This window comes from Stenotrophomonas sp. ZAC14D1_NAIMI4_1, from assembly GCF_003086775.1.
Lineage (GTDB): Bacteria > Pseudomonadota > Gammaproteobacteria > Xanthomonadales > Xanthomonadaceae > Stenotrophomonas.
Genome location: NZ_CP026001.1, coordinates 218,727 through 245,075, shown reverse-complemented (window position 1 = coordinate 245,075; position 26,349 = coordinate 218,727). Strand labels below are relative to the sequence as shown.

The following is a 26,349-nucleotide window of genomic DNA, read 5'->3' as shown; positions in this document are numbered from 1 at the left end:
TCCGGCCGGTGTGGCGTTGGGTCCATCCTGCGCATCTGCCGGTGTGCAACCGGTGATGGCGATCTCTGCGGCTGATGAAGCCTTCAGCGCCGTGACGCTGCCGTCACGACGCGGCCTTCAGGCGGCGCAGCCCTTCTTCGATGCTCACCTGCGGCACATAGCCGAAATCGCGACGCGCCGGTTCCATGCTGTACCAGTGCGGCGTGCACAGCTGTTCGGCCAGGAAACGGGTCAGCGGCGGTTCGCCGCGCAGGCGCAGCAGCGGCCACAGCCGTTCGCTGATCGCGCCGATGCGGTAAGCGGTCTTGAAGCTGAGCGTCTTTTCCACGGCCGGTGCACCGACGGCGGCCAGCAGCTTGTTGAGCAGCTCGCGCATCGGCAGCGGCTCGCCGTTGGAAATGAAGTAGGCCTTGCCGGCGCAGGCCGCGCCCGGGGCCAGTGCATCCAGTGCGAGGAAATGCGCCAGCGCGGCGTTGTCGATGTAGGTGGTGTCGACCTTGTTGCTGCCATCACCGACCAGGCGCAGGCGGCCCTGGCGGGCACGCTGGGCCAGGCGCGGCACCAGCTGCTGGTCACCCGGGCCCCAGATCAGGCGCGGGCGCAGCGCCACGGTGGCCAGCGTGGCGTCGTTGGCGGCCAGCACGCGCTGTTCGGCAATCGCCTTGGTCGCTGCATACGGTGCCTGGAAGTTCTCGCCGTAAGGCACTTCATCGGCACCCAGTCCTTCCACCGGGTGGGTGGCACGGTGGGTCACGCTGGGCGTGGAGGTGTAGACCAGTCTGCCGATGCCGTGCGCGCGGCAGGCGGCGATGACGTTGTCGGTGCCGACCACGTTGGCCTGGTGGTAGCTGTCGTAGCTGCCCCAGGCACCGGCCTTGGCACCGTTGTGCAGCACGGCGTCGACGCCGGCCACCGCATGCAGCACGGCCTGCGCATCGGCCAGGTCGCCGCGGATCTGGCCCACGCCCATCGCCTGCAGTTCCGGGTAGTGGCTGCGGTTGAAGGCCAGCACCTGGTGGCCACGTTCAAGCAGGCCGCGGCACAGCGCCTGGCCAAGGAAACCACCGCCGCCGGTGACCAGGATCTTCATGCGCGCTTCTCCAGTTGGGCGCTGGCCCAGACGGCGAGCTTCTCGCGGCCGATCTTGGCGTTGTGACGGATATCGACGGGGAACGCTGGATGCACCAGGAAGTGCTGCAGGCCGGCGTCGGCCACGCGCGCGGCCGCATGCGCGCGCAGGGCCTCCTGCAGCGCCGGGCTGTCGCTCTGGCCGCGCTGCAGCTCCACGCACAGCACCGGCACCTGCGCGCCGGCGGCACCTACGCCGACCAGTGCGGTGCGGGCCACGCCCGGCACGGTGTTGAACACCGGCTCGACCTGTTCGGTGTACAGCGGCCCGCGCGCGGTTTCCACGCGCTGGGTCTTGCGCCCGCAGAACCAGAGGCGGCCCTGCGCGTCGAAGTAGCCGACGTCGCCCATGCGGTGCACCACGCGGGTGCTGCCGTCGGCCAGGGTTTCGCGGATCTTCGCCGCGGCCGTGGCCTGCGGGCGGTTGAAGTAGGTATCGGTGGCGGTCGGCCCGGCCACGGTGATCTCGCCCACCTCGCCGGTGGCCAGCACGCGCGCCTGCGACCAGTCGGGCAGCGCCGCGTCGTCGATGGCGATGATGCGCACCTCGTTGGGTGCGACCACGCTGCCGACGCAGGTACCGGCACCGGCCTCGGTGGCGCCGCGGGTGCGCTCCAGCTCGCGGCCTTCGACCACGGCCACGGGCAGGCACTCGGTGGCGCCATAGGGCGTCCAGAACTGCGCATCGGCGGGCAGCAGGCGGCGGATGGTGGCCACCACGTCCGGCGGCACCGGCGCACCGGCCGAGGTCACCCGGCGCACCGTCGGCAGCGGCCGGCCGTGCCTGGCCAGCACGCGCATGAGCGCCGGTGAACCAAACAGCTGGGTGACGCCGAAGCGCTGGATGGCATCGTGCAGGCGCGCCGGGTCGGCCTGCGCCGGCCGGGTCGGGTCCATGTCCGGGATGACCGAGGTCAGGCCCAGCGCCGGATCGAACAGGGCGAACGGCGGGAAGGTCGGCAGGTCCACCCCGCCCGCTTCCATGCCGAAGGCGCTGCCCAGCAGCTGGATCTGGCCGACGAAGTGGCGGTGGCGGTAGACCACGCCCTTGGGCACGCCGGTGGAGCCGCTGGTGAACAGGATCGCCGCCATGTCCTCGCCATCGGTGGCGGCCAGCATCGGGCCGCCGCTGGCACCGGCGCGCTCCAGCGCGGCCAGGGTGGTGCCGCCCCAGCCCAGGCGGCGTCCGACGGTGACCAGGCGGGTGGCCGACGGCGCCCAGCGCAGCGCCAGCCGCGCGACGTGGGCCAGCGGGATGCCGATGAAGGCCTCCGGCTGCGCTTCGTCCAGGCACTGTTTCAGCGCGCGCTTGTCGATGCCCGGGTCGACCAGCACCGGCACCGCGCCCAGCTTGAACAGGGCGAACATCAGCAGGAAGAACTCCGGCGAGGGCCGCACCATCACCACCGTGCGCACGCCGCGGCCGATGCCGTACCCGGCCAGGCCGGCGGCCATGGCGTCGCTGCGGGCGTCCAGCTGGCGGTAGTCCAGGGTGACGTCATAGGCGGCCATGCCGTTGCCGGCACCACGACGGCCGGGGCAACGGATGGCGATCTGGTCAGGGCGCTCGCGGGCCAGTTCAGGCAGCCGCGCCGCGATATTGCAGGGTCCGTTCATCCGTTCATTGTCGCCGCTTACGGAATTTCTTGCGCGGCCGCCCGCTTCGTGGAAAATCCGCAGCCTCGTTCCCGATTCCCACTGCCGCCCGAGGCGGCTTGCCCATGCAACACCCCTGCATGACCTGCGGCGCCTGCTGCACCCAATATCGCGTGGCCTTCCACTGGATGGAATCGGACGAGGTCACCCCCGGCGGCGTGCCGCACCAGCTGACCGAAACCCTGGACCCGCACCGCCTGTGCATGCGCGGAACGCACTCCAAGCCCGTGCGCTGCGTGGCGCTGGACGCGCAGATCGGCGTGTATTCGCGCTGCACCATCCACCCCAACCGGCCCAGCGTATGCCGCGAGGTGGACGCATCGTGGGAGTACGGCAAGGCCAGCCCGCAGTGCGACAAGGCCCGCATCGCCTATGGCCTGGACCCGCTGACCGCAGCGGACTGGGAAGGCGGCGATAACAACCCGATCGCGGCGTAGCCCGGCGTGCCGACCAACGGTCGGCACCCACCCATGCCATCCCCGGTGGGTGCCGACCGTTGGTCGGCACATCCTTCAGATGGGATTCGCGTCCAGGAAGGCGCGGATTTCCGGCACCAGCACTTCGTGCTTGTCTTCCAGCACGTAATGCCCGGCGTCCTCGAAGGCATGCACCTGCGCCTGCGGCAGCGCCGCCTGGAAGCCCTTCAGGAAGTGGTGGTCGAACACGAAGTCACGCAGGCCCCAGCCGATGAAGGCCGGGCGATCCGCGAAGGACGGCAGCGCCTGGCCGGCGCGCTCCAGCAGCGACCAGGCCTTGTCGGCCGGCGACAGCGGGATGTCCTGCATGAAGCGGATGGTGCTGATGCGGTTGGCGTAGCTGTTGTACGGCGACACGTAGGCGCGGCGCACGTCGGCCGGCATCTTCCGCTCCACGCCCAGCCACGAAGCCCCGGACGAGAAGGCGTTGAAGCTGCGGATGATCCACTCGCCGATCTTCCAGTGGCGGCCCAGCGCGATCTGCCACGGCATCTTCTTGGCCGCCGGCATCGGGAAGGCGGCGGTGTTGAGCACCACCAGGCGCTTGACCTGCGCATGGTGCGACAGCGCCCAGCCGAAGCCGATCATGCCGCCCCAGTCGTGCACGGCCAGGGTGACCGGGCCGGTGATGCCCAGGTGCTGCAGCAGCGCGTCCAGGTCATCCACGCGCGACTGCAGGGTGTATTCGTAGCGGCGGTCATCGGGCTTGTCCGACAGGCCCATGCCGATGTGGTCCGGCACGATGCAGCGGTATTTGTCCGACAGGCCGGCCACCAGCGTGCGCCAGTAATAGCTCCACGACGGGTTGCCGTGCACCATCACCACCACCTCGCCATCGCGCGGGCCTTCGTCGAGATAGCTCATCGACAGGCCGGGACGGACCTCGAAGCGCTGCGGGTGGGCGGGGTAACCGGGAAGCTGGGACATCGGATCGCACCTGTAGAAAGGGCCGGTAGAACCGGCCCTTGGACACTTGGAAAAATCATCGCTGCCCGTCGCGAGCGATTGGCTGGCGGGTGCGGACGGCGCGCAGGAACCGGAGTGTACGTGGGTACATGAGGATTCCGAGCACCGGCCGCGCCTGCCAGGCAATCGCGCAGCAGGTCAGCGGTGACTTTTTTACCAGACCACTTCAGCCATCGAGCAGTTCAGGCCCGAGCCGATGCCGAGCAGCGCGATGCGATCGCCCTTCTTCAGCTTGCCCAGCTGCTTGAGCTTGCTCAGCACGATCGGCACCGAGGCCGGGCCGATGTTGCCGTGCTCGCCGAAGATGGTCATGACCTTCTTCGGGTCGATGCCGAAGTTCTTGATGAACGCGGCGGTGTGCGGCTGGCTGACCTGGTGGATGACGAACTGGTCCAGTTCCTCCACGGCCCAGCCGAGGGCGATCTTGGCGGCGGCAAAGGTCTTCTGCGCCAGCTTGATGCCTTCGATCAGCAGCAGGCGGGTATCGGTGACCATGCGGTCCAGGTTGCCCAGGCACAGCTGGTTCCACTCGGTGGCCGAGCGGGTCACGCCACCCTTGTAGCGCGGGGCGTCGGGCACCAGCTCCGAGCGCGCCATGACCATGGCGGCGGCACCCGAACCGGTGGTCAGGGCGGCCAGCTCGTTGCGGAAGTCGTCGGCGGTGACGTCCGGGGCGGTCATGCGCTCCAGGGTCTTTTCGTACACCAGGTTGGCGGTCTCGCCGTCCACCACCAGCGCGTAGTCGATGTCACCGCGCTCGAGCATGCGTGCGGCGATATCCATGCCGTTGATGAAGGCCAGGCAGGCATTGGCGACGTCGAAGGTCATGCACTCGTCGCTGACGCCGAGGTTGCCGGAGACGATGGAGGCCGTGGACGGCTCCAGGTAGTCGCGGCTGACCGAGGTGTTGACCAGCAGGCCCACCTGGCCCGCGGTGATGCCGGCATCTTCCAGCGCCTTGCGGCCGGCCATGGTGGCGGCGTCGGAGGCGAGCACGCCGTTGTCCCACAGGCGGCGGGCGTGGATGCCGGCGATATCGCCGAGCACGTCGGTGCGGATGCCCAGGCGATCCAGCGTCGGCTGCAGCCGCTCGTTGATTTCCTTGGTCGTCAGCGTATGCGGCGCGTCGACGTGTGCCAGGCCGGCGATCGAGACATTCTTGAAGAGCATCGAAGTTAGCGCCAAGGCTCAGGCAAAAGGGGGCGCTATTCTATAACCCCCGGGCTTTCACCGCATCTTTACGAATTCAGCCTTGGCCGTATGGTCCCTGTTCAGCGCGGCGGGCACTGGAAGGCGGCGAAGCGCTGGCTGCCATCGGCGGGCGGCGCAGCGGCCTGGACGGCGTTGGCGCCGGCGCTGGGGGCCTCGTTGCGGGCCAGGGTTTCCAGCTCTTCCTGCACGCGCAGGGGGTTGCGGTTGTAGAAGCCGACCTTGCTCTTCACGGTGACCACGACCTCGCCCTTGGTGATGCAGCCGGCGGGCAGCGGGCCTGCCGGGAGCACGCGCACGGTCTTGCCGGCCGGTTCCATCGGCACCCAGGTGCAGGCGGTGACGGTGAGCAGCAGGGACGACAGCAGCAGAAAGCGCATGGGTAGATCCTGGAAGGGTATGGGGCGATTCTGCCTGAACCGCCTGAATCGGGGGTAGCCGGGGCCGGGGTCGGATCCCCTCGGAGCCGGGGTCAGATCCCCCGCAGGGGGCTCTGACCCCAGATGCACGACGGGGTTGCCGGCCAGCGGCCGGCACTACCGGGGAGCCGGCCCGCCAGGTGGCGGGCCGGGGTTCTGCCTTATTTCTTGACCGGGTTGCCTTCGGCATCGATCACGGTCACTTCGCCCAGCTTCAGCGCGCGCACGGCCGCTTCGGTCTGCTTGAGGTCACCCACCACCACCCAGGTCAGGCCCTGCGGCTTGATCTCGGTCGCGGCCTGCTGCACCTGCGCCGGGGTCATCGCCTCGATTTCGGCCTTGCGGCGCACCACGTAGTCATCCGGGCGCTTGAACTGCACGATGGCGCCGATGGTCGAGGCCACCGCGGCGGCGGTCTCGTAGGCGCCGGGCAGGCTCAGGGTCTGGATGTTGCGGATGCGGTTGACCTCGGCCTCGGTGGCCGGCTTGCTGCCATCGGCGAACTCGGCGATCTCCTTGCGCATTTCCGCCAGGGCCGGGCCGGTCTTGTCGATCTGCACCGGTGCCATGGCCATCCACGGGCGCTGGCCCACGGTGCTGCTGGCGCTGGTACGGGCACCGTAGGACCAGTGCTTGTCCTCGCGCAGGTTCATGTTCAGGCGCGAAGTGAAGTCGCCGCCGAGCACGCCGTTGGCGATGTCGAAGCGGGTCGAGCCGGCATCACTGGACGGCGGCACGACCTGGCCGGCGAACAGGTTGGCCTGCACCGCACCGGGCTGGTCGATCAGGAACACGCGCGCGGCCTTGGGCACGGCCACGGCGGTACTGGCCTTGATCACCGGGGCATCGCCGCTGGCCTTCCAGTCGCCCAGCTGCTTGTCCAGCAGCGGCACGATCTCGGCCAGGGTGGTGTCACCGACCACGATCAGGGTGCCGTCCTGCGGGCGCAGCCAGTCGCGGTGGAAGTCGACCAGGTCTTCGCGGCCCAGGCTGGTGATCGCCGCTTCGTCACCGCTGCCGGTGAACGGAATGGCGTACGGGTGGCCCTTGCCGTACAGCAGCGGCGGCAGCACGCGCATGGCCACGGCGTTCGGATTGACCTTCTCCTGCTTGATACCGGCGATCCACGAAGCCTTCACCCGGTCGATCTCGCCCTGCTCGAAGCGCGGTTCGCGCAGCAGGTCGCGGTACAGCGCCAGCGACGGCACCAGGTTTTCCTTCAGCGCCGACAGGTCGACAGTCACCGAGTCCAGGCCGGCGCCCGCATCCAGGCTGGCACCCAGCGCGTCGGCGGCATCGGCGAAGGCCAGCGAGCCCAGCTTGCCGGCGCCTTCGGTCATCAGGTTCATGGTGAAGTTGGCGGTGCCCGGCTTGCGGCCCTGGTCGGCGGTGAAGCCGCCCGGGAACTGGTAGCTGAACTGCACCACCGGGATCTCGTGGCGCTCGGCCAGCACCACGGTGGTGCCGTTCTTCAGGGTGGCGCGCTGCAGCGCCGGGAACTTCAGTGCCGGGAACTCGCGGGTCTGCGGCACGCCGGCCTTGCGGTCGACCTGCTCCGGCAGGGTGCTGTACTTCGTATCCACGGCCGGCACGTTGAACGGCTTCGGCGTGGCCGAGGCTTCTTCCTGCAGGGCGACACGTTCGCCGGGCTCGACCACCAGGGTGTGGCTGCCCTTGTCCAGCCACTGCGCGCCCACGCGCTTGAGGTCGGCGGCGGTAGCCTTGTCGATGTTGGCCAGCGAGGTGCGGAAGCAGCCCGGATCGCCGGTGTAGACCGCGCACTCGGCCAGCGCGTCGGCCTTGCCGCCGAAGCCACCGATGCGCTCGATGCCGCGGATGAAGCCGGCGCGGAAGCCGGTCTTGGCGCGCGACAGTTCGTCGGCGGTCGGGCCGTCCTTCAGCAGGCGCTCGATTTCCTCATCGATGATCTTCTCGACCTGGGCCGGGTCCTGGCCCTGCTTCACCGTGGCCATGACCATGAAGTTGGAGCCCAGCTGCGAGCCATAGGCACCGGCGCTGATGTTGTCCACCAGCTTGTCCTGGTGCTGCAGGCGCTGGCTCAGGCGCGAGGACTTGGCGCCGCCGAGGATCTGCCCCAGCAGCTGCAGCTGGTCGATGTCGGTGGTGCCGACCTGGGCCACGTTCCAGGCGCGGTAGATGCGCGCCTGCGGCACCTTGTCGGTCATTACTTCACGGGTGTCGGCATCGCGCTTGGCCACGTCCACCTTCGGCTGGGCCATGGTCGGGCCGGCCGGGATGCTGCCGAAGTACTTGGCGGCCTTTTCCTTGGCGGTGGCCAGGTCGATGTCGCCGGCCAGCACCAGCACCGCATTGTTGGGGCCGTACCAGGTGCGGAACCAGGTCTTGACGTCATCCAGCGAGGCGGCGTTGAGGTCGTTCATCGAGCCGATGACGCTGTGGTGGTACGGGTGGCCAACCGGGTACAGCGAGCGGTTGATCTTTTCCCACACCTGGCCATAGGGCTGGTTCTCGCCCTGGCGCTTTTCGTTCTGCACCACGCCGCGCTGTTCGTCCAGCGCCGCCTGGTCGATGGCACCGACCAGGTGGCCCATGCGGTCCGATTCCATCCACAGCGCCATGTCCAGCGCGGTGGTGGGCACGTTCTCGAAGTAGTTGGTGCGGTCGGTGTTGGTGGTGCCGTTCTGGCCGGTGGCGCCGACCTGCTTGAAGGGCTCGAAGTACTCGCCGTCGTGGTTTTCGCTGCTCTGGAACATCAGGTGTTCGAACAGGTGGGCGAAACCGGTGCGGCCGGCCGGCTCGTCCTTGCTGCCCACGTGGTACCAGATGTTGACCGCGACGATCGGCGCCTTGCGGTCGGTATGCACGATCACGCGCAGGCCGTTGGGCAGGGTGAACTGCTCGAACGGGATATCGACCTTGGTGGCGGCGGCCGGCTTGGCCGCCAGTGCCGCGGTCGGCGCAAGCGTGCCGAGGGCGGTACTGAGGGCGACGGCCAGCAGCGCGGTGCGCGGGCGCAGGGCGAGAGACATTTCCGGGTCCTTGGTCACGTTGGTGAATCGCGATCCTAGCGCGCGGGCGCGGGGCCGGGTATCGGCCACCAGTCACTGGGGGTATCCGCCGCCCAGCACCGTCAGGCCTGCCTTCCACACGGTCACGTGCGGCCAGATTCATCGTCCGGACAGTGTCCACGGAAGTTCGAACGGACAGGTGTCCGCCCCGCGGACACTCCAGGCCGCCTACAAAACCCTTTTAAATCAATGATGTGAAGTTGGCACGGGGATTGCTCTGTTGTTCCTGCGCCAGGAAGGGCTTCAGATCCAAAATGACTGGATGCTGAACAAAAGAAGGAAATTGAAAATTTTCCTTGCAAGCCCCTAATTGGTGTTCTACCTTACTACCACACCACCGCTCACCAACACTAAACAGGCCCCGTCATGAACGCCAAGACCATTGCCATCGCCATCGCCCTGATTGCCGGCACCGCGGTTGTTTCGTCGGTGCAGGCCTCCGAATCCATCAAGACCCTGTCCACCGTGCAGGTCCGCCCGGCCGCCGACCAGCTGGCCCAGCAGGCCTGGGAACAGGCCAGCGGCATCGTCACCCTCGCCACCGTGGAAGTGCGCCCCAGCGCCGACCAGCTGGCCGAGCGCGGCGGCTTCATCGCCGCCCCGGTCGCCGCCGCCCTGCCGATCACCACCCTGGCGGCCGTCGAAGTGCGCCCGAGCCTGGAACAGCGCGTGGCCCTGGCCGCCGAGCTGGAAGCCGAGCGCTACGCCGCCACCCTGGCCGCCGCCGCCACCAGCGTCGCCAACCAGGTCATCACCAACCTGCCGGCCCTGCAGGTGCGCCCGAGTGCTGCCGACCTGCAGGCCCTGGCCACCGAAACCGCCCAGGTCCTGCTGCGCCCGTAAGCGGCGTCCGCCCTGCCCCGTGCAGGGCGTGCGCCGTAAAGGCGGCATCGGTCGCAGGTACACTGCAGCGATGAATGCCGCGCCCCTGTTCCACGTGATCCTGTTCCAACCGGAAATCCCGCCCAACACGGGCAATGTGATCCGGCTCTGCGCCAACACCGGCGCGCAGCTGCACCTGGTCGAACCGCTCGGGTTCGCACTGGAAGACAAGCAGCTCAAGCGCGCCGGGCTGGACTACCACGAGTATTCGCGCCTGCAGGTGCATCCCGACCTGGACACCGCGCTGGCGCGCATCGCGCCCAAGCGGCTGTTCGCCCTGAGTACCCGGGCCAGCGTGCGCTATGACAGCGTGGCGTTCGAAGAAGGCGATGCCTTCCTGTTCGGGCCGGAAAGCCGCGGCCTGCCGCAGGACCTGCTCGATGCCCTGCCCGAAGGCCGGCGCCTGCGCCTGCCGATGCGCCCGGACAACCGCAGCCTCAATCTGTCCAACACCGTGGCCGTGGTGATGTACGAGGCCTGGCGCCAGCACGGGTTTGCCGGCGGCGCGTAAGGCGCGCTCAACCGCGGTGCCCACGGCATGCCAACCAAGGTTGGCATCTACCCGTAGGTCCACGCCATGCGTGCGTCACACTAGATCCACGCCATGCGTGGATGGCGGTCAGAACGCGCTGATCCCGGTCAGCTCGCGGCCGATCACCAGCTGGTGCACGGTCTCGGTGCCTTCATAGGTGATCACCGATTCCAGGTTCAGCGCATGCCGTATCGCCACGTGTTCGGTGGTGATGCCGGCGCCACCCAGCAGGTCACGGCATTCGCGGGCGATATCAATGGCCATGCGGCAGTTGTTCCACTTGGCCAGGCTGACCTGCTGCGGCTGCAGCTGCCCCGCTTCCTTCAGCCGGCCCAGCTGCAGCGCCAGCAGCTGCGCGGTGGTGATCCGGCGGGCCATTTCAGCCAGCTTGATCTGCGCACTCTGGGTGGCGGCCAGCGGGCGGCCGAACAGCACGCGCTCCTTGGCATAGCCCAGTGCTTCGTCCAGGCAGGCGATGGCCGAACCGATCGGGCCCCAGCTGATGCCGAAGCGGGCCTGGGTCAGGCAGCCCAGCGGCCCCTTCAACCCCTTCACGTTCGGCAGGCGGTGGCTGTCGGGCACGCGCACGTCGTCGAAGTACAGAGCGCCGGTGAGCGAGGCGCGCAGGCTCATCTTGTGCTTGATTTCCTGGGTGGTGAAGCCGGCCATGCCCTTTTCCAGCACGAAGCCCTGGATGCCGTCCTCGGTCTGCGCCCAGACGATGGCCAGGTCGGCCACCGGGCCGCTGGTGATCCACATCTTGCTGCCGCTGATGCGCCAGTCACTGCCATCGCGCACCGCACGGGTCTTCATGCTGGCCGGGTCGGAGCCACCGTGGGCCTCGGTCAGGCCGAAGCAGCCGATCAGTTCGCCGCGGGCCATCGCCGGCAGCCACTGGCGGCGCTGTTCCTCGCTGCCGTAGGCGTAGATGGGGTACATGCACAGCGAGCTCTGCACCGACACGAAGCTGCGCAGGCCGGAATCGCCGCGCTCAAGCTCCTGGCAGATCAGGCCATAGCTGACCGCGCCGAGGTCGCCGCCGCCGTACTCGGCCGGCAGCGTCGCGCCGAGCAGGCCCAGCGCCGCCACTTCCGGCACCAGCTCCTCGGGGAAGCGGGCCTGGTCGAAGGCATCGCCGATGATGGGCAACACGCGCTCGTTGGTGAAGCGGGCCACGCTGTCCTGCACCGCGCGCTCTTCCTCGCTGAGCAGGGAACGGACATCGAACAGATCGTACGGATGCAAAGCCATGGCACTCACGCGCAGTCAGGACCCGGCCATTGTCGGTCATTCGGGGCCGGGACATTACGCTGCGCTGCAGCAATCGTGCGGTGAACGGCGTCTATCTAGCTCGATCACGCGCGGCCCGGTACCCTGACACATTCAAACAACCGTTTCGCTCGTGGCCGCACGCGCGATTCCCAGGCACCGCCGGTGGCCCCGATGCCGGCCCTACCCACGAGTCATGCAATCGATGAGCGCTGAAGCCAACGCCCTGCCCCCGCGTGAAGTAATGGAATTCGACGTGGTGATCGTCGGTGCCGGCCCGGCCGGCCTGGCCACCGCGATCCGCCTGCGCCAGCGCGCGGTGGAAGCCGGCCGCGAGCTGTCGGTGTGCGTGCTGGAGAAGGGCTCCGAGCCGGGCGCGCACGTGCTGTCCGGTGCGGTGATGGACCCGCGCGCGCTGACCGAGCTGTTCCCCGACTGGGCCGAGCGCGGTGCGCCGCTGAAGCAGAAGGTCACCCGCGACGAATTCCTGTTCCTCAGCGAGACCGGCGCGCGCAGCACGCCGCATGCACTGCTGCCGGAGTGCTTCCACAACGACGGCAACTACATCATCAGCCTGGGCGAAGTGACCCGCTGGCTGGCGCAGCAGGCCGAAGCGCTGGAAGTGGCGATCTTCCCCGGCTTCGCCGCCGCCGAAGTGCTGTATGGCGACAACGGCGAAGTGATCGGCGTGGCCACCGGCGACATGGGCATCGAGAAGGACGGCACCATCGGTCCGGCCTTTGAACGCGGCATGGCCCTGCATGCGAAGTACACGATCTTCGGCGAAGGCGCGCGCGGCCACCTCGGCCGCCAGCTGATCGCCCGCTTCAAGCTCGATGAAGGCAAGGACCCGCAGGCCTACGGCATCGGCATCAAGGAGCTGTGGCAGATCGACCCGGCCAAGCATGAGCCGGGCCTGGTGGTGCATGCCGCCGGCTGGCCGCTGGACAACGACACCTATGGCGGCGCGTTCCTGTACCACGCCGACGGCGGCAAGGTCGCCATCGGCTACGTGGTCGGCCTGGACTACAAGAACCCGTGGCTGAGCCCGTTCGAGGAATTCCAGCGCTTCAAGACCCACCCGTCCATCCGCAAGCACCTGGAAGGCGGCACCCGCATCGGCTACGGCGCCCGCGCCATCACCGCCGGTGGCCTGATGTCGCTGCCGAAGACGGTGTTCCCCGGTGGCGCGCTGGTCGGCTGCGAGGCCGGCTACCTCAACGTCAGCCGCATCAAGGGCAGCCATGCCGCGATCAAGACCGGCATGCTGTGCGCCGATGCGGCCTTCGATGCCCTGGCCGCCGACCGCCAGCACGATGAACTGGATGCCTACCCGAAGGCCTTCGAAGCCAGCTGGCTGCACGCCGAGCTGCAGCAGGCCAAGAACTTCAAGCAGTGGTTCAAGAAGGGCCAGACCGTGGCCACGCTGATGACCGGCATCGAGCAGTGGCTGCTGCCCAAGCTGGGTGTGCGCAACCCGCCGTGGACCCTGCGCCACAGCACCCCGGACCACGCCTGCCTGGAACCGGCGGCCAGGCACGCGCGCATCGCCTACCCCAAGCCCGATGGCGTGCTGACCTTCGATCGCCTCAGCTCGGTGTTCCTGAGCAGCACCAACCACGACGAGAACCAGCCCAGCCACCTGACGCTGAAGGACGCCAGCATCCCGGTGAAGGTGAACCTGGCCGAGTACGCCGGCCCGGAAGCGCGCTACTGCCCGGCCGGTGTCTACGAGTTCGTCGGCGAAGGCGATGGCGCGCGGCTGCAGATCAACGCGCAGAACTGCGTGCACTGCAAGACCTGCGACATCAAGGACCCCACCCAGAACATCGTCTGGGTGACCCCGCAGGGCGGCGGCGGCCCGAACTACTCGGGCATGTGAGGCTGCCGGGCTGCGACCGCATGTCGCAGCCCGCTGCCGCGGGCACACCGTTATCCTGCCCGCCCATGCGCGCCTGCCTGCCCCTGCTGCTGACCCTCGCCCTGGCCACCACGGCCTGCCAGCGCACGCCGTCGGCACCGCTGACGCCCGAACAGCTACGCCTGCAGGCCCAGCAGCAGGCCTTCGAGATCTGTGCGGGCTGCCACACGGTCAACGCCGGCGGCATCCACCGCTTCGGCCCCAACCTGCACGGGGTCATCGGCCGCCGCGCCGGCAGCCTGCCCGATTACGCCTATTCCGATGGCATGCGCCGCGCCGGTTTCGTGTGGAGCGCGCAGACGCTGGATACCTTCCTGCAGTCGCCCACCCACGTGGTGCCGGGCACGCGCATGTACAACGCCTTCCCCAGCCCCGAACGCCGCGCGTTGGTGATTGCCTTCCTGCAGGAGCAGGCCGCGCAGCCACCGGCCCCGCGGTAACTGGCGGCTCAGGGTGCCAGGCGCTGCAGCTGCTGCTGCAGGTGCTGCACGAACGCGCCCACCTGCTGCAGCGCCGGTGCCGCGTCGGCATCGCTGGCCTGCTGCAGCTGCTGTTCCAGCGCCGCCGCGCGCTCGGCCAGGCCACGTGCGCCCACCGCACCCAGCGCGCCGGCCATGCGGTGCAGCTGCTGAATCGCACCGGCGCGGTCCGCTTCGCCCAGCGCGCGCTGCAGCTGCGCGATGTCGGCCGTACTGGCCTGCAGCAGGCTGTCGCGCAGCTGGGTGGCCACCTGCAGTGAGCCGAAGCGCTGCTGCAGGGCGGCCAGGTCAGGCAGTTCCGCTGTCTCCGGCACCTCTGCAGCGGGCGCCGGCGCCGGCGCGGGCTCCGCCACCTCCACCTGCAGTGCCGCCGCCTGTGGCAGCCAGCGCAGCAGCGCCTGCCGCAGCGTGGCCAGCGACAGCGGCTTGGCCAGCACGTCGTCCATGCCGGACTCACGGCAGCGCCGTGCATCATCGCTGACCACGCTGGCGGTCAATGCCAGGATCGGCAGGCGCGGCTGGCCGTTGCGGCTTTCGCGCTCGCGCAGCAGGCGGGCGAAGGCAAAGCCATCCAGCACCGGCATGCGGCAATCGGTGATGACCAGGTCGAAGGGCTCGGCCGACAGGCGGTCCAGCGCCTGCTGGCCGTCGTCCACCAGCGCATGCGGTACGCCCAGCTGCTGCAGGCGCCAGGCCATCATCGCCTGGTTGGTGGGGTGGTCCTCCACCACCAGCACGCGCGCCTCGCGCAGCGCCTGTGGCAGCAGCGCGGTCTGTTCCTGTTCGGACAGCAGCGCCTGCACGTCATCGGCACGCGCCTCCACCAGCGACAGCAGCACGTCCACCCGCGTGCCCTGGCCCAGCACGCTCTGCAGGGAAATGTCGCCGCCCATCTTCTGCACCAGCCGGTGGCAGATGCTCAGGCCAAGGCCGGTACCGCCGTGTTCGCGCTGGATGTGCGCGCCGGCCTGGGCAAACGGCGCGAACAGATGCGGGATCTGCTCCTCGGCGATGCCGATGCCGGTGTCCGACACGCTCAGCCGCAGCGGCTGGCCGCCCTCTGCGGTGGTGGCCCCGAGGACATCCACCTGCAGGCGCACGCTGCCCTGCGCGGTGAACTTGATGGCGTTGCTGAGCAGGTTGAAGATGATCTGGCGCAGGCGCACGCCATCGACCTCGTGCGCCTGTGCCAGCCGCGGATCGATCTCCACCTGCAGGTCCAGGCCGCGCGCGGTGGCCTGCGCCGACAGCAGGCTGCACACGCTTTCCAGCAGCGGCCGCAGCGGCGTCGGTACCGGCGCCAGCGGCAGCGCATCGGCCTCCATGCGCGAGTAGTCGAGGATGTCATCGAGGATCTGCCGCAGCATCTGCGCCGAATCCTCGATCACCCCGATGATGCGCTTCTGTTCCTGGTCCAGCGGCGAATGCGAGAGCACTTCCAGCATGCCCAGCACGCCGCTCATCGGTGTGCGGATCTCGTGGCTCATGGTGGCCAGGAAGCGCGACTTGGCTTCCACCGCCTGTTCCGCCTCGCGGGTGGCCGCGGCCAGCGCATCGGCCTGCGCGCGTGCCTCGCTCACATCCACCCAGTAGCCGCTCCAGGTCACCGCGCCGGCCTCGGCCGAATAGGGGTGGGCTTCGGTGCGCACCCAGCAGGGTGGCAGGCCAACGGGCTGCACGCGGAATTCCAGCGCGAGCGGGGCGAAGTTGCGCTTGGCGACCTCGATCGTGCGCATCAGGTGCTCGCGGTCCGCTTCATCGATGCAGGCCAGCAACGCGCCGGCATCGGCCATCGCCATGTCGCCGGTGATGCCGAACAGGGGCTGCATGTCGCCCGCGATGAACGGAAAACTGAGCCGGCCCTGGGCGTCATGGCGGGCCTGGTAGACCACCGCCGGCAGGTTGTCACTCACCTCCGCCAGGCGCTGCTCGACGTCACGGCGGACGGCCACTTCACGGCGCAGGCGCACGTAGCCGATCGCATGCACCAGTGCACCGGTCAGCAGCACCAGCAGGATGGGCAGGCTCCAGCCCATGCCACCATGCAGTGCGAAGCCGTGCCGGGCATCGGTGGCAAGCAGCTGATCGCGCAGCGCCTGCTTCTCGCCCTCCTCCATCTGCAACAGCAGGCGGTCGAAGACCGTGGCCAGGGCGGCATGGTCGCGATCCACCGCCAGCGCCATCTGGTCGTTGAAGCCGGCCGGCGCCGCAATCTGCAGGTGCCCGCTGAAGCGGCTGCGCAGCAGGTGATCGACCAGCGAAAGATTGCCGACATAGACGTCAGCATCGCCGGCCTCCAGGCGCTGCAGGGCCTGTTCGGTGCTGCGCGCAGCGATGATCCTGGCATCGGGGGCTTCCTGCAGCACCCGCGCCCGCAGCCTGTCCGGGTCGGACAACAGCACGCGCTTGCCGCGCAGATCCCCCAGGCCCAGCACCGGCGGCCCGTTGATGGCTGACACGATCACATTGGGAACCGTGAGATAGGGCTGGCTGAAGATCCAGTCCGGCCCCAGGTAATGCGAGTCGTTGGGAATGCCCATCACCGCATTGAGCTCGCCGCGACGGGCCTTCTCGCGGGCGTCGTACCAATCGTGGCTGTCCTCGATGTCCAGCGTGGCACCCGCCGCCTCAAGGCGCTGCAGGAACTGGCCTGCCAGCCCGCCCGGCTTCCGGTACCGGTCGGCGAACGACAGCGGCGGCGCATTGGGCGGGTAGGCGATCTTCACCCGCTGCTGGAGGACCAGCTTCTCGGCCTGGCTAAGGGCCAGCTGCGCCGACGCGGACCATTGCGGCGTGGGCAGCCAGTGCCGTGCAAAGGCATCGCGCTGCGCCTGGCTGGTACCGGCCAGGGCCACATCCAGTGCGTCGGCCAAGGGCTGCTTCACCGCGGGGACGGCGAAGTGCAGCCGCTCCGGCGGCAGATCGCTGGGGCGCAGCAGCACCACGCCCTGCAGCGACGAGCGCGCAATCAACGCCGTCGCGACGTAGGCATTGCCGATGAAGACATCGGCCTTGTCGTCTTTGACCATCTGGAGGGCCGCAGATGTATCGTCCGCGACGATCTGCCGCGCCCGCGGGTACCGGGCGCGGATCTGCGGCCCGGTGAGGAAATCGCGCTCGATCACCACGCGCAGATCGTCCAGGTCGGGGTTGCTCGACGAACGCAGATCCCCCGCGCGGCCTACCAGCGCCAAGGGTGCTTCGGCATAGGCGGCGGTCGAGACCAGGCAGTTCGCGCGGTCGGCGTTGAGGGCGACGTTCATCACCACGTCGATTTCGCCGCGACAGGCCGCGTCCAGCACGGCACTCCAGTCCGGGTACTGGCGCGCTTCAACCTTCACGCCTAGTTGACGTGCGAAAAGCGACAGATAATCTGGGCCCAGTCCTACCTGTTGACCGTCCTTGAGTGATTCGAACGGGGGCCAGCCACTGTCATACTGGCCGACGACGATGACCGGATGTGCGGCAAGGTAGGCGCGATCCTGCGGACTGAGCAGCAATGCCCCGGGTGCCGCCTGCGCCAGCGCGCACAGGCCCAGCAGCCCCAGCAGGAAGGCCCATCCACGTACTGCCCGGTTCCGCATCTGTGATGTTCTCCCCTTGCGCATCATCATCGCAGACGACCACCCGGTAGTACGCATCGGCACCCGTGCCGTGATCGAATCCAGCGGCGTGGGCCGGGTCGTCGGCGAAGCGGAAAGCGTGCAGGCCCTGATGGCCGTGCTGGCCAGCCAGCCCTGCGACATGCTGGTGACCGACTACTCGATGCCCGGCAGCGCGCAGGCCGATGGCTTCGCGATGATCGGCATGATCCGCCGGCGCTACCCCGACCTGCCGGTGCTGATGCTGAGCGTGTCCAACAACCTGGCCATCCTGCGCATGGTGCTGGACAGCGGCGTGCTCGGCCTGGTCGACAAGGGCTCGTCGATGGACGAACTGCCGCAGGCCATCCAGACGGTGTATCGCGGCCAGCCCTACATCAGCCGCAGCCTGCGCGAGCGGGTGGAGGAAGCGGGCAGCTGGCGCATGCGCGAGGGCGATGGCAAGCCGCTGTCGCCACGTGAAGTGGAAGTGCTGCGCCTGCTGGGCACCGGGATGACGGTGAAGGAAATTTCCGTGCAGCTGCACAAGAGCGTCAGCACCATCAGCCGGCAGAAGGGCGATGCGATGCTCAAGCTGGGGCTGAAGGGCGACGCCGAGCTGTTCGACTACCTGCGTGACGGCAAAATCTGAATCCTTCCCCTCTGGCGATTGAACTTTCAGGCAGGCTTCATGCCGTTTGACGCTAGATGAATGCGCACGCCGCACGGTGTCCACGCGCAATGTTCCGACAATGTTGGAAGCCCAGCGTGGACATCACGGCAGCCGGGGCGCCCCCGCCCTCCCTGCCCACCGTGGCATGCCCAGACAGGAGAACCGAACATGATCAGTACGTCCGCAATCAGCTTCCGTGGCCTGGCGATGGCGCTTGCCCTGCTGGCCGGCGTGGCCGTGGTCAGCGATGCCAGCGCGATGTCGAGGAAGGACAAGCGCACCGTGGTCGGTGCGGTGGTGGGCGGCGTGGCCGGCCATCTGATCTCCAACGGCGACCCGACCGCGACCGTCGGCGGCGCCGTGGCCGGTGGTGCGATCGGTAACCTGACCACCAAGGACCACCACGACCGCCGCTACGACCGTCGCTATGACAACCGTCGTTACGACCGCGGCTACAACCGTGGTTACAGCCGCGGCTACCACGACCGTGGCCATGACCGCCGCCATTACCACGACCGTGGCCGTCATCGCGGCTGGTAAGCGCAGCATTCCCTGGTGATCCAGGCAACGGGCAGGTCGCTGACCTGCCCGTTTTCGTTCCCGCCCGCCGGTTGCGTCCGCCGCGCCCATGGCGTTGAATGCGCAGCCTTGGTGATTCCTTTCCGGGCAGCGGCTGCGGCATGACTTCTTCCCCCCATCGCGTGCAGGGCCTCAACAACGACGAGGTCGCTGCCGACTGGCCGGCGATCAGCGCCGACGAAGTCGCGTGGCTGCGCACGCGGTACCCGGCGCTGGCAGCGGACAGCACGCTGCACTGGCACAGCCCGCGCCCGCTGTCGGCAGCGGCGATCATCGAAGGCGCAATGGGCCGGGTATTCATCAAGCGCCACCACCACAGCGTGCGCAGCGCCGCCTGCCTGCAGGAAGAACACCATTTCATCGCCCACCTGGCCGCACACGGCGTGCCGGTGGTGCAGGTCCTGGCCGCCGCCGACGGTGCCACGGCGGTCGAACACGGGTCGTGGACCTATGAACTGCATGCGGCCGGTGCCGGCGCGGACCTGTACCGCGACGCGGTGTCGTGGTCGCTGCTGACCGACAGCGCGCAGGCGCGGCAGGCCGGGCGCATGCTGGCACGCCTGCACCAGGCGTCGGCCAGCTACGCGGCGCCGCAGCGCAGCACCCACATCCTGGTGGCGCGCGATGACCTGATCCGCGCCGATGACCCCATTGCCGCGCTGCAGGCCGACCTGCCAAACCGGCCTGGGCTGGCCCGCTACCTGGCGTGCATTCCCTGGCAGGCGCAGCTGCGCGCCGACGTGCTGCCCTGGCATGCGGGCCTGGCGGCGCGCCTGCGTGATGAGCCACGGCTGTGGGCCCACAACGACTGGCACGTCTCCAACCTGCTGTGGGATGCCGACGGCGCGGTGGCCACCGTGCTGGATTTCGGCCTGGCCTCGCCCACCAGCGCGCTGTTCGACCTGGCTACGGCCATCGAGCGCAATGCGGTGGCCTGGCTGGAACTGGAGCGTGGTGCCGACGCCGTGCGCATCGACATCGCCCTGGCCCTGCTGCAGGGCTACCGCGAGGTGCTGCCGCTGTCGGCCGCGCGCGTGCAGCTGCTGGCCGACCTGCTGCCGATGGTCCATTTCGACTTCGCACTGTCCGAAGTGGAGTATTTCGAAGGCATCACCGGCTCCACCGCCAATGCCGACGTGGCGTGGCAGCCGTTCATGCTGGGGCATCCGGCATGGTTCCATAGCGAGGCAGGGCAAGGGCTGCTGCAGGCACTGCGCGCGGCGGCGTGAGGGCATCGGGGGCCCCTGGCTCGCAAATCGCCGGCATTTGTAGTGAAATGGTCACCTGAAGCGGGGGTGCCTGGATTGCCAGGCTGAGAGAGTCCCTTGGAACCTGATCCGGTTTGCACCGGCGTAGGGAGCTTTGAGCAGCAGTCGCACCCCCGGTCCGGGCAGGTGCGTCCGTGCGCCGTCGCTTCGTCTCCCTTGCTGTCAGAAGACGAACCGAATGAACCGCTGCCTGCGCCCCACCCTGCTCGCCCTTGCCCTCTGCGCCGCCCTGCCGCTGCACGCCAGCGCAGCCGAGGCGTCGCCCGACGTGGCCGCCCCCGGCGCCGAACGCACGCCGACCGAACTGGCCGCCGTGCGCGTGCAGGCCGGCAAACCCGCCGGCGATACCTCGCGCGCCAATGCCTTCGGTGGCGGCAGCTGGCAGGACACGCCGGCCTCGGTGAACGTGCTGGACCGCGACTATCTCGACCGCCGCCAGGTGCGCTCGCTGTCCGAGCTGGCCAGCAACGATGCGTCGCTGGGCGATGCCTACGCGCCGGTCGGCTACTACCAGAACATCGCCATCCGCGGCTTCGCCCTGGATGCCGCCACCGGCTACCGCTTCAACGGCCTGGCCATCGCCGGCGAACAGCGCCTGGCGCTGGAGAACGTGCAGGAAGTGCAGATCCTCAAGGGTGAAGCGGGCCTCGCCGCCGGCGTGATGGCTCCGGGCGGCATCATCAACTACGTGGGCAAGCGCCCGGCCGAAGTGCGCACCGTCACGCTGGGCACCGATTCGGAAGGCTCGCGCTATGTCGCCGCCGATATCGGCCATTGGATCACGCCGCGTTTTGGCGTGCGCCTCAATGCCGCCTGGGATGCCAGCAATTCCTACGTCGAGCACGCCGATGGCAACCGCAATTTCTACTCGCTGGCGGCGGACTGGCTGATCGGCGAACGCGGCAAGCTGGAAGTGGATGCCAACTACCAGACCAGCACGCAGCGCTCGGTGTCCGGCTACCAGCTGCTGGGCGCCAGCGAACTGCCGCGCGGCGTCGACCGCAAGCACCTGCTGGGCTACCAGCCGTGGCAGCGGCCGGTGGATATCGCCAGCACCAACATCACCGCGCTGCACACCTACGATTTCAACGAGCGCTGGCAGTCGCGCGTGTCGGTGGGCTACAGCCGCTCGGTCATCGATGACAACGTGGCCTTCGCTTATGGCTGCTACTACACCGCGCAGTGCGCCGATGGCAGCACGCCGGGCAATTACTTCGCGCCCAATGGCGACTACGACATCTACGACTACCGCAGCCCGGACGACACCCGCCGCAACCAGCAGGCGCGCGCCGAACTGCGCGGCCGCTTCGATACCGACAGCATCAGCAACGAACTGACCATCGGCGCCGACCATTTCCGCCGCACCGTCGACCGCCGCCCCAGCGTCAACGAGTACGTGGGCAGCGCCAACATCCACGATGCACAGGTGCCGGTCTACGCGCCCTCGCCGCTGCAGCCCGGCCCGTCCGCGCGCCGCCTCGACAGCCGCCAGACGTCCGTGTTCGCGCTGGACCGCATCAGCCTCGGCGATGACTGGCAGTGGCTGGCCGGTGGTCGCTTCGTGCGCCTGGACGAGCGTGCCTATGACAAGCGCGGCACCCCGCAGCGGCAGAGCCGCCTGTCGCGCTTCCTGCCGCAGACCGCGCTGGTGTGGAAGGCCAACGACCAGCTCAACGTCTACGGCAGCTATGTGCGCGGCATCTCGCTGGGCCAGGAGGCCCCGTTCTGGACCTCCAATGCCGATGAATTCCTGCCGTCGGTGCAGTCGCGGCAGCTGGAAGTGGGCGTGAAGTACGTGCCGGCCGACACACTGACCGTGGGCGCGGCACTGTTCCGCATCTCCCAGCCGTACCAGTTCGCCCAGCCGGACGACAGCGAGGCCGGTTACACCTTCGTGCAGCAGGGCACGCAGACCCACACCGGCCTGGAGCTGACCGCCAACGGCCAGCTGACCGATGCCCTGCAGATCGTGGCCAGTGCCAGCGTGCTGCAGGCGCGTGCGCGCGATACCGGCACGCCGGCCTATGAAGGCCACCAGCTGGTGAACGTGCCCAAGGTGCGCGCCAGCGTGCACCTGGCCTATGCGCTGCCCTTCGTGCAGGGCCTGGACGTGACCGGCGGCTGGCGCTATGCCTCCTCCAACGTCGCCCGCGCCGATGGTGGCGTGCGCGCGCCGGACTACTCGGTGTTCGACGCCGGCCTGCGCTTCCAGCACCGCCTGCACGAACGTGCGGTGACCTGGAACCTGTCGGTGGACAACGTCTTCAACCGCTTCTACTGGCGCGATACCGGCAGCAGCGGTGGTGATTACTACCTGTTCCCCGGCGCACCGCGGCAGGCCCGCCTGTCGGTGACGTTCGCACTGTGAGCGGCGTCCTGCTCGAGTGGACCGCAGCGCTGTGCAGCGTGCTCGGCGTCTGGCTGATGGCCCGGCGCCGGCTGGTGGCGTGGCCGGTGGGCCTGCTGTCGGTGGCGCTGTATGGCCTGGTGTTCGCCGAGGCCAAGCTGTACTCGGACACGCTGCTGCAGGTCGCCTTCGGTGGCTTCCTGGTCTATGGCTGGATCAACTGGCGCCAGCATGCCGCCGACGAGGGCAGCATCCGCATCGTGCCGCTGGCGCGCGGCAAGGCGCTGCGCGACCTGGCCCTCGGCCTGTGCGGTGGCATCGCCCTGGGCACCGCCATGCACACCTTCACCGATGCGGCGCTGCCGTGGCTGGATGCGATGCTGACCGCGCTCAGCCTGGTCGGCCAGTGGTGGCAGGCGCGCCGCCATGTGGCGTGCTGGTGGGTGTGGATCGCGGTGGACGTGGTCTATGTGGGCGCGTACCTGTTCAAGTCGTTGCACGTGACCGCGGCGCTGTACGTGTTCTTCCTGGGCCTGGCCGCGTTCGGCCTGCGCGCGTGGAGCGCTGCGGCGCGCGAGCAGGAGCTTCGGTAGCCGCCAACCTGGGTTGGCGTGCTTCTGCCAACCAAGGTTGGCATCTACCGGGCGGCCATCCACGCATGGCGTGGCTCTACTGGACATGGCCTTCACGCGTGGCGTGAGGGTCAGTCGCCCAGGTCGGCCAGCACCTTGCGCGAGGGTGCGAAGAAGGTGACACCGGTGGTGGCGGTGGAGAAATCGAGGATGCGGTCGTGCAGCGGCGCGGGGTTGCCGATGAACATGCGCTCGAGCATCTGCTCGATCACCCACAGGCGGCGCGTGTAACCGATGAAGTAGGTGCCGTACTCGCCGCGGCCCGGGTTGGCGAAGGGCATGTTGTCGCGCAGGATCTCGTGTTCGCCGTCGGCATCCTCGATGGTGCAGAGCGTCTTGTGCGATTTCTGCGCGTCGGCCGGGGCATCGTCCAGTTCGATGTTGTCGTGCTTGGTGCGGCCGATGATGGCCTCCTGCGCCTCGGTCTTCTGGGCGCGCCAGGCATCGAGGTTGTGCAGGTACTTCTGCACCACCACGTAACTGCCGCCGGCGTGCTCGGGATCTTCGTCGCCGACGATCGTGGCTTCGGGCAGCGACAGCCCTTCCGGGTTGGCCGTGCCATCGACGAAGTCCAGCAGGTCACGGCCATCGAAGTAGCGGAAGCCGGCCACGTCATCGACCGTTTCCACGGCATCACCGAACGCCATCAGCAGGTTGCGCTCGAAGGCCACGATCAGGTCCATCGTGCGCGCACGCACGTGGTACAGCAGGTCACCCGGGGTGGACACGGCGGTATGCGTGGCGCCCTTGATCTCGCGGAACGGCTTCAGCTCGCGCGGCGGCGCGGTGCCCACCAACGGCTCCCACACGCGGTGGCCGATGGCCACGTTGCAGGTGAAGGTGCGCTCGATATCGCGGATGGCGGTGTTCTTGATCAGGTCATCGCTGCTGCCCAGCACCTCGCGCACCCTGGCGATGGAACCGGCATCGTCCTTCACCTTCAGCACCAGGAACGCGGCCGAGTGGGTCAACGGCGCGGTGATCTGCTGCGGCTCGTTGTCGAGGGTGTGGTTGAGGGCGGTGATCGGTGCGGGCTGGGAATTCACGGTACATCCTGCTGGCGTGGGGCGGGCGCATCGCGCGCGGCGAAGTGCGGGCGATTCTAGCGGAACACCCCTGCCAGCGACGGAGCGGTTCTCAGTTCGCCACTGCATGGATGCGGCCTCGCGCGCGCAGGTGCCGCGCGACTATCCGCGGGTGATCTCGAACCGGTCCGGCCCCTGCCACGCGATACGCAGGAAAGCGCCTGCCAACAAGCCGCGCTCGCGCAGCCAGGCAAAGACTTCGGCCGGGCACCATTCGCGGCCGTCCGAAAAGGCGATGCCGCAGTCACGCAGTGCGATGAACAGCCGTGCCTTCTCGTCATCGTCGCCAACCCCGCGCTGCAGCGTCCCGCCCTGCCCACGGAAGCCCAGTGCCAGCAGCGCGGCGCGCGGGGTTTCATCCAGCAGGCTGACCTGCACGGCGTTGCCATCGGCGCGTTGCACATAAGCGGATACAGGCGGTTCCATGTGGGCGTCTCCCGGGCTCCGCGCCAGTATGCCGCCCGCCACTAGGCGCGAACACTGGCACACTGCAGGCTCCGGCGGCATGGCCTTGCCCGTGCAACGCCCTTCATGGAGGAAGACCCGATGGCATCCATCCACGCATTCCGCCTGGCACCGGCACTGCTTGCACTGCTGGCTGCGGCCGGCAGCGCCCACGCGGCCGAAGCCGGTTCGTTCTTCGAGGCTCTGCAGCGCTATCAGGACGACGACGTGAAAGGCTGCGCCGATACGCTCGGCGCGATGTACCACAAGGGCGAACGCTTCCCGGACGGCGGCGAATTGTTGCTGGTCGAATGCACTGCCGCCGCCGGCGACCACGCCGCAGCGATGGCCTACGTCGTCGCGCTGCTGGGCCAGGACCGTCTGCCCCTCGACGACCTGCTGCACAAGGATCGCCCCGGCCTGAATGCCCTGCGTGCCGAACCGGCGTGGCCACAGATGCTGGCGCGTGCCGAAGCGATGCAGAAGCAGCGTGCCGCACAGATGGACGAACCGTTGCGCAAGGAACTGCTCGACCGCGAAGCGCGTGACCAGGCCGCGCAGCATGCGGCAATTGCGGCTGGCGGCGGCGAGGCCTTCAAGAGCACCCTGCCCGTGGCCAAGGCCAATGCGGAGTGGCTGAAGACCGTGATCGCCGAGAAGGGCTGGCCAACCCGTTCAAAGGTCGGCCGCGATGGCGCCAAGGCAGCCTGGCTGCTGGTGCAGCACGCCGACCAGGACCCTGGATTCCAGGCCCAGGTGCTGCCATTGATCGAACACGCCGCCAAGGCAGATGAGGCCGACCGTGCCGACGTGGCCCTGCTCACCGACCGCGTGCTGGTGGCGCAGGGCAAGCCGCAGCGCTACGGCAGCCAGTTCGTGCAGGGCGACGACGGCGCGATGCAGTTGCGCCCTACCGAGGACATGCCCGGCCTGGACGCGCGGCGCAGCGCCATGGGCCTGCCGTCACTGGCCGAGTACAAGGCCATCCTCGCCGAAAGTTACGGCAAGCCGGTGAACTGATCCTACGGCCCGGATGCGGGCCGCTGGATCAGGCGCTCGAACACCGTGCCCAGCAGCTCGGCCAGCTCGTCCTCGTCGGCATGGGCGAGGGCCGGCAACGCGATCATCTGCCGCATCACCTGGAAGCCGGAAATCATCGCCAGGATGAGCGCGGCGCGCTCGGCCCGCTGCGTGCCCTGCAGCGAGGCGGCCACCGTCTTCAGGTGGTGCGCGGCGATCTTGTCGCGGCCGATCTCCGCTGCCAGCGGGCTCGATGCGGAATGGAAAGTGATCAGGAAGCCATCCATGGGCGTGGCGTCGGCGCGGGTCATCTTCACCAGCGCGCGCGCCAGCGCCTTGCCCGGTTCCGGCTGGTCCATGATGCCGCCGGCAATCAGGCTGCCCTGGGTCATGGTGTCCTCCACCACCTCCGCGAACAGCTGCTCCTTTGAGCCGAAGTAGCGGTTGACCATCATCGCCGTCACCCCGGCCCCGGCGGCGATTTCACGCACGCCGGCGCCGTCATAGCCGGACTGGGCGAAGGCGCGGCGGGCGGACGCCAGGATCGCCTCACGGGTGGCTTCGGCATCACGTTGGCGGGGCTTGCTGGCAGACGGTGCGGCGGGCGTGTTCATGCGTTAAGTATACAGTTGTAGACAATGGCGGGCAACGCATGTATACAGCTGTAGACATAGCCGCCCTGCCGCCGGATCCGCGCCGGGGTGGTCCGCCAATCCCCCCACGTATCTGGAGA

22 protein-coding genes, 1 other RNA gene and 1 riboswitch are annotated in these 26,349 nt (G+C 68.6%); of the genes, 11 read left to right on the top strand and 12 right to left on the bottom strand.

Annotation, left to right across the window (positions count from 1 at the left end; translation table 11 throughout):
- Nucleotides 1–103: 103 nt before the first annotated feature.
- Nucleotides 104–1,090, bottom strand: coding sequence for a 2-alkyl-3-oxoalkanoate reductase (gene oleD, locus C1927_RS01060; RefSeq protein ID WP_079224794.1), 987 nt, complete (start codon nt 1,088–1,090; stop codon nt 104–106).
- Complete coding sequence (gene oleC, locus C1927_RS01055; RefSeq protein ID WP_108745704.1) at nt 1,087–2,745, bottom strand: olefin beta-lactone synthetase; 1,659 nt, start codon at nt 2,743–2,745, stop codon at nt 1,087–1,089. The genes oleD and oleC overlap by 4 nt, the downstream gene beginning before the upstream one ends.
- 104 nt (nt 2,746–2,849) lie before the next feature.
- Here oleC and C1927_RS01050 point away from each other — a divergent pair, with 104 nt between their 5' ends.
- Nucleotides 2,850–3,221: a YkgJ family cysteine cluster protein gene (locus C1927_RS01050; RefSeq protein ID WP_079224790.1), complete on the top strand. Its 372-nt coding sequence runs from the start codon at nt 2,850–2,852 to the stop codon at nt 3,219–3,221.
- Nucleotides 3,222–3,296: 75 nt separating this feature from the next.
- On the opposite strand, the gene C1927_RS01045 is transcribed toward C1927_RS01050, so the two are convergent.
- From C1927_RS01045 to C1927_RS01025, 5 genes are all read right to left on the bottom strand, one after another.
- On the bottom strand, nt 3,297–4,187 hold the full coding sequence (locus C1927_RS01045; RefSeq protein ID WP_108745703.1) for an alpha/beta fold hydrolase: 891 nt from the start codon (nt 4,185–4,187) through the stop codon (nt 3,297–3,299).
- Between the two features lie 59 nt (nt 4,188–4,246).
- Nucleotides 4,247–4,317, bottom strand: a non-coding RNA gene (locus C1927_RS01040) — sX9 sRNA.
- 62 nt (nt 4,318–4,379) lie between these two features.
- Nucleotides 4,380–5,396 (bottom strand): 3-oxoacyl-ACP synthase III, encoded by a 1,017-nt coding sequence (locus C1927_RS01035; RefSeq protein WP_079224786.1) that lies wholly within the window; start codon nt 5,394–5,396, stop codon nt 4,380–4,382.
- Between the two features lie 101 nt (nt 5,397–5,497).
- Nucleotides 5,498–5,815: a DUF4156 domain-containing protein gene (locus C1927_RS01030; RefSeq protein WP_079224785.1), complete on the bottom strand. Its 318-nt coding sequence runs from the start codon at nt 5,813–5,815 to the stop codon at nt 5,498–5,500.
- 200 nt (nt 5,816–6,015) lie between these two features.
- Complete coding sequence (locus tag C1927_RS01025; RefSeq protein WP_108745702.1) at nt 6,016–8,865, bottom strand: pitrilysin family protein; 2,850 nt, start codon at nt 8,863–8,865, stop codon at nt 6,016–6,018.
- A 405-nt stretch (nt 8,866–9,270) separates the two neighbouring features.
- Here C1927_RS01025 and C1927_RS01020 point away from each other — a divergent pair, with 405 nt between their 5' ends.
- Both C1927_RS01020 and C1927_RS01015 read left to right on the top strand, forming a co-directional pair.
- Complete coding sequence (locus C1927_RS01020) at nt 9,271–9,747, top strand: hypothetical protein (protein WP_079224782.1); 477 nt, start codon at nt 9,271–9,273, stop codon at nt 9,745–9,747.
- Between the two features lie 70 nt (nt 9,748–9,817).
- The gene (locus C1927_RS01015; protein WP_079224780.1) at nt 9,818–10,297 is read left to right on the top strand and encodes a tRNA (cytidine(34)-2'-O)-methyltransferase; all 480 of its coding nucleotides are present in this window, start codon (nt 9,818–9,820) and stop codon (nt 10,295–10,297) included.
- Nucleotides 10,298–10,405: 108 nt separating this feature from the next.
- On the opposite strand, the gene C1927_RS01010 is transcribed toward C1927_RS01015, so the two are convergent.
- Entirely contained in the window at nt 10,406–11,569 is a 1,164-nt protein-coding gene (locus C1927_RS01010; protein ID WP_108747742.1) for an acyl-CoA dehydrogenase family protein, read from the bottom strand.
- Nucleotides 11,570–11,792: 223 nt separating this feature from the next.
- On the opposite strand from C1927_RS01010, the gene C1927_RS01005 reads away from it, so the two are divergent.
- Together C1927_RS01005 and C1927_RS01000 are read left to right on the top strand one after the other, a co-directional pair.
- Entirely contained in the window at nt 11,793–13,469 is a 1,677-nt protein-coding gene (locus tag C1927_RS01005) for an electron transfer flavoprotein-ubiquinone oxidoreductase (RefSeq protein ID WP_108745701.1), read from the top strand.
- A 65-nt stretch (nt 13,470–13,534) separates the two neighbouring features.
- Nucleotides 13,535–13,948: a c-type cytochrome gene (locus C1927_RS01000; protein WP_079224776.1), complete on the top strand. Its 414-nt coding sequence runs from the start codon at nt 13,535–13,537 to the stop codon at nt 13,946–13,948.
- Nucleotides 13,949–13,956: 8 nt separating this feature from the next.
- Here C1927_RS01000 and C1927_RS00995 read toward each other — a convergent pair whose 3' ends face one another.
- The gene (locus C1927_RS00995) at nt 13,957–17,571 is read right to left on the bottom strand and encodes a transporter substrate-binding domain-containing protein (protein ID WP_108745700.1); all 3,615 of its coding nucleotides are present in this window, start codon (nt 17,569–17,571) and stop codon (nt 13,957–13,959) included.
- 16 nt (nt 17,572–17,587) lie between these two features.
- Here C1927_RS00995 and C1927_RS00990 point away from each other — a divergent pair, with 16 nt between their 5' ends.
- The 5 genes from C1927_RS00990 (at nt 17,588) to pnuC (ending at nt 23,028) form a co-directional block, all read left to right on the top strand.
- The gene (locus C1927_RS00990; protein WP_254051523.1) at nt 17,588–18,220 is read left to right on the top strand and encodes a response regulator transcription factor; all 633 of its coding nucleotides are present in this window, start codon (nt 17,588–17,590) and stop codon (nt 18,218–18,220) included.
- 189 nt (nt 18,221–18,409) lie between these two features.
- The gene (locus C1927_RS00985; protein ID WP_079224772.1) at nt 18,410–18,781 is read left to right on the top strand and encodes a glycine zipper 2TM domain-containing protein; all 372 of its coding nucleotides are present in this window, start codon (nt 18,410–18,412) and stop codon (nt 18,779–18,781) included.
- A gap of 140 nt (nt 18,782–18,921) precedes the next feature.
- Nucleotides 18,922–20,049, top strand: coding sequence for a phosphotransferase (locus C1927_RS00980; RefSeq protein WP_108747741.1), 1,128 nt, complete (start codon nt 18,922–18,924; stop codon nt 20,047–20,049).
- Between the two features lie 52 nt (nt 20,050–20,101).
- Nucleotides 20,102–20,196: riboswitch (TPP riboswitch) on the top strand.
- 70 nt (nt 20,197–20,266) lie between these two features.
- Nucleotides 20,267–22,456, top strand: coding sequence for a TonB-dependent siderophore receptor (locus C1927_RS00975; protein ID WP_108745698.1), 2,190 nt, complete (start codon nt 20,267–20,269; stop codon nt 22,454–22,456).
- An 8-nt stretch (nt 22,457–22,464) separates the two neighbouring features.
- On the top strand, nt 22,465–23,028 hold the full coding sequence (gene pnuC, locus C1927_RS00970) for a nicotinamide riboside transporter PnuC (RefSeq protein ID WP_108747740.1): 564 nt from the start codon (nt 22,465–22,467) through the stop codon (nt 23,026–23,028).
- 110 nt (nt 23,029–23,138) lie between these two features.
- Here the strand turns inward: pnuC and C1927_RS00965 are convergent, their stop codons facing one another.
- Both C1927_RS00965 and C1927_RS00960 read right to left on the bottom strand, forming a co-directional pair.
- Nucleotides 23,139–24,113, bottom strand: a complete 975-nt coding sequence (locus tag C1927_RS00965) for a Dyp-type peroxidase (protein WP_108745697.1) — start codon at nt 24,111–24,113, stop codon at nt 23,139–23,141.
- Nucleotides 24,114–24,254: 141 nt separating this feature from the next.
- Nucleotides 24,255–24,578 carry a hypothetical protein gene (locus C1927_RS00960; RefSeq protein ID WP_159095268.1) on the bottom strand — a complete coding sequence of 108 codons (324 nt, stop codon included), beginning with the start codon at nt 24,576–24,578 and terminating at the stop codon, nt 24,255–24,257.
- 120 nt (nt 24,579–24,698) lie between these two features.
- On the opposite strand from C1927_RS00960, the gene C1927_RS00955 reads away from it, so the two are divergent.
- Nucleotides 24,699–25,616 (top strand): DUF6624 domain-containing protein, encoded by a 918-nt coding sequence (locus C1927_RS00955; RefSeq protein ID WP_254051522.1) that lies wholly within the window; start codon nt 24,699–24,701, stop codon nt 25,614–25,616.
- Nucleotides 25,617–25,618: 2 nt separating this feature from the next.
- Here the strand turns inward: C1927_RS00955 and C1927_RS00950 are convergent, their stop codons facing one another.
- A complete protein-coding gene (locus C1927_RS00950; RefSeq protein ID WP_079224762.1) occupies nt 25,619–26,230 on the bottom strand; it encodes a TetR/AcrR family transcriptional regulator in 612 nt (203 codons plus the stop codon).
- Between the last annotated feature and the right edge of the window lie 119 nt (nt 26,231–26,349).

What these genes read in the sequence shown, in the direction of transcription:
- oleD (WP_079224794.1), bottom strand. Translation starts at nt 1,090, where the DNA reads ATGAAGATCCTGGTCACCGGCGGCGGTGGTTTCCTTGGCCAGGCGCTG.
- oleC (WP_108745704.1), bottom strand. Translation starts at nt 2,745, where the DNA reads ATGAACGGACCCTGCAATATCGCGGCGCGGCTGCCTGAACTGGCCCGC.
- C1927_RS01050 (WP_079224790.1), top strand. Translation starts at nt 2,850, where the DNA reads ATGCAACACCCCTGCATGACCTGCGGCGCCTGCTGCACCCAATATCGC.
- C1927_RS01045 (WP_108745703.1), bottom strand. Translation starts at nt 4,187, where the DNA reads ATGTCCCAGCTTCCCGGTTACCCCGCCCACCCGCAGCGCTTCGAGGTC.
- C1927_RS01035 (WP_079224786.1), bottom strand. Translation starts at nt 5,396, where the DNA reads ATGCTCTTCAAGAATGTCTCGATCGCCGGCCTGGCACACGTCGACGCG.
- C1927_RS01030 (WP_079224785.1), bottom strand. Translation starts at nt 5,815, where the DNA reads ATGCGCTTTCTGCTGCTGTCGTCCCTGCTGCTCACCGTCACCGCCTGC.
- C1927_RS01025 (WP_108745702.1), bottom strand. Translation starts at nt 8,865, where the DNA reads ATGTCTCTCGCCCTGCGCCCGCGCACCGCGCTGCTGGCCGTCGCCCTC.
- C1927_RS01020 (WP_079224782.1), top strand. Translation starts at nt 9,271, where the DNA reads ATGAACGCCAAGACCATTGCCATCGCCATCGCCCTGATTGCCGGCACC.
- C1927_RS01015 (WP_079224780.1), top strand. Translation starts at nt 9,818, where the DNA reads ATGAATGCCGCGCCCCTGTTCCACGTGATCCTGTTCCAACCGGAAATC.
- C1927_RS01010 (WP_108747742.1), bottom strand. Translation starts at nt 11,569, where the DNA reads ATGGCTTTGCATCCGTACGATCTGTTCGATGTCCGTTCCCTGCTCAGC.
- C1927_RS01005 (WP_108745701.1), top strand. Translation starts at nt 11,793, where the DNA reads ATGAGCGCTGAAGCCAACGCCCTGCCCCCGCGTGAAGTAATGGAATTC.
- C1927_RS01000 (WP_079224776.1), top strand. Translation starts at nt 13,535, where the DNA reads ATGCGCGCCTGCCTGCCCCTGCTGCTGACCCTCGCCCTGGCCACCACG.
- C1927_RS00995 (WP_108745700.1), bottom strand. Translation starts at nt 17,571, where the DNA reads ATGCGGAACCGGGCAGTACGTGGATGGGCCTTCCTGCTGGGGCTGCTG.
- C1927_RS00985 (WP_079224772.1), top strand. Translation starts at nt 18,410, where the DNA reads ATGATCAGTACGTCCGCAATCAGCTTCCGTGGCCTGGCGATGGCGCTT.
- C1927_RS00980 (WP_108747741.1), top strand. Translation starts at nt 18,922, where the DNA reads ATGACTTCTTCCCCCCATCGCGTGCAGGGCCTCAACAACGACGAGGTC.
- C1927_RS00975 (WP_108745698.1), top strand. Translation starts at nt 20,267, where the DNA reads ATGAACCGCTGCCTGCGCCCCACCCTGCTCGCCCTTGCCCTCTGCGCC.
- C1927_RS00960 (WP_159095268.1), bottom strand. Translation starts at nt 24,578, where the DNA reads ATGGAACCGCCTGTATCCGCTTATGTGCAACGCGCCGATGGCAACGCC.
- C1927_RS00955 (WP_254051522.1), top strand. Translation starts at nt 24,699, where the DNA reads ATGGCATCCATCCACGCATTCCGCCTGGCACCGGCACTGCTTGCACTG.
- C1927_RS00950 (WP_079224762.1), bottom strand. Translation starts at nt 26,230, where the DNA reads ATGAACACGCCCGCCGCACCGTCTGCCAGCAAGCCCCGCCAACGTGAT.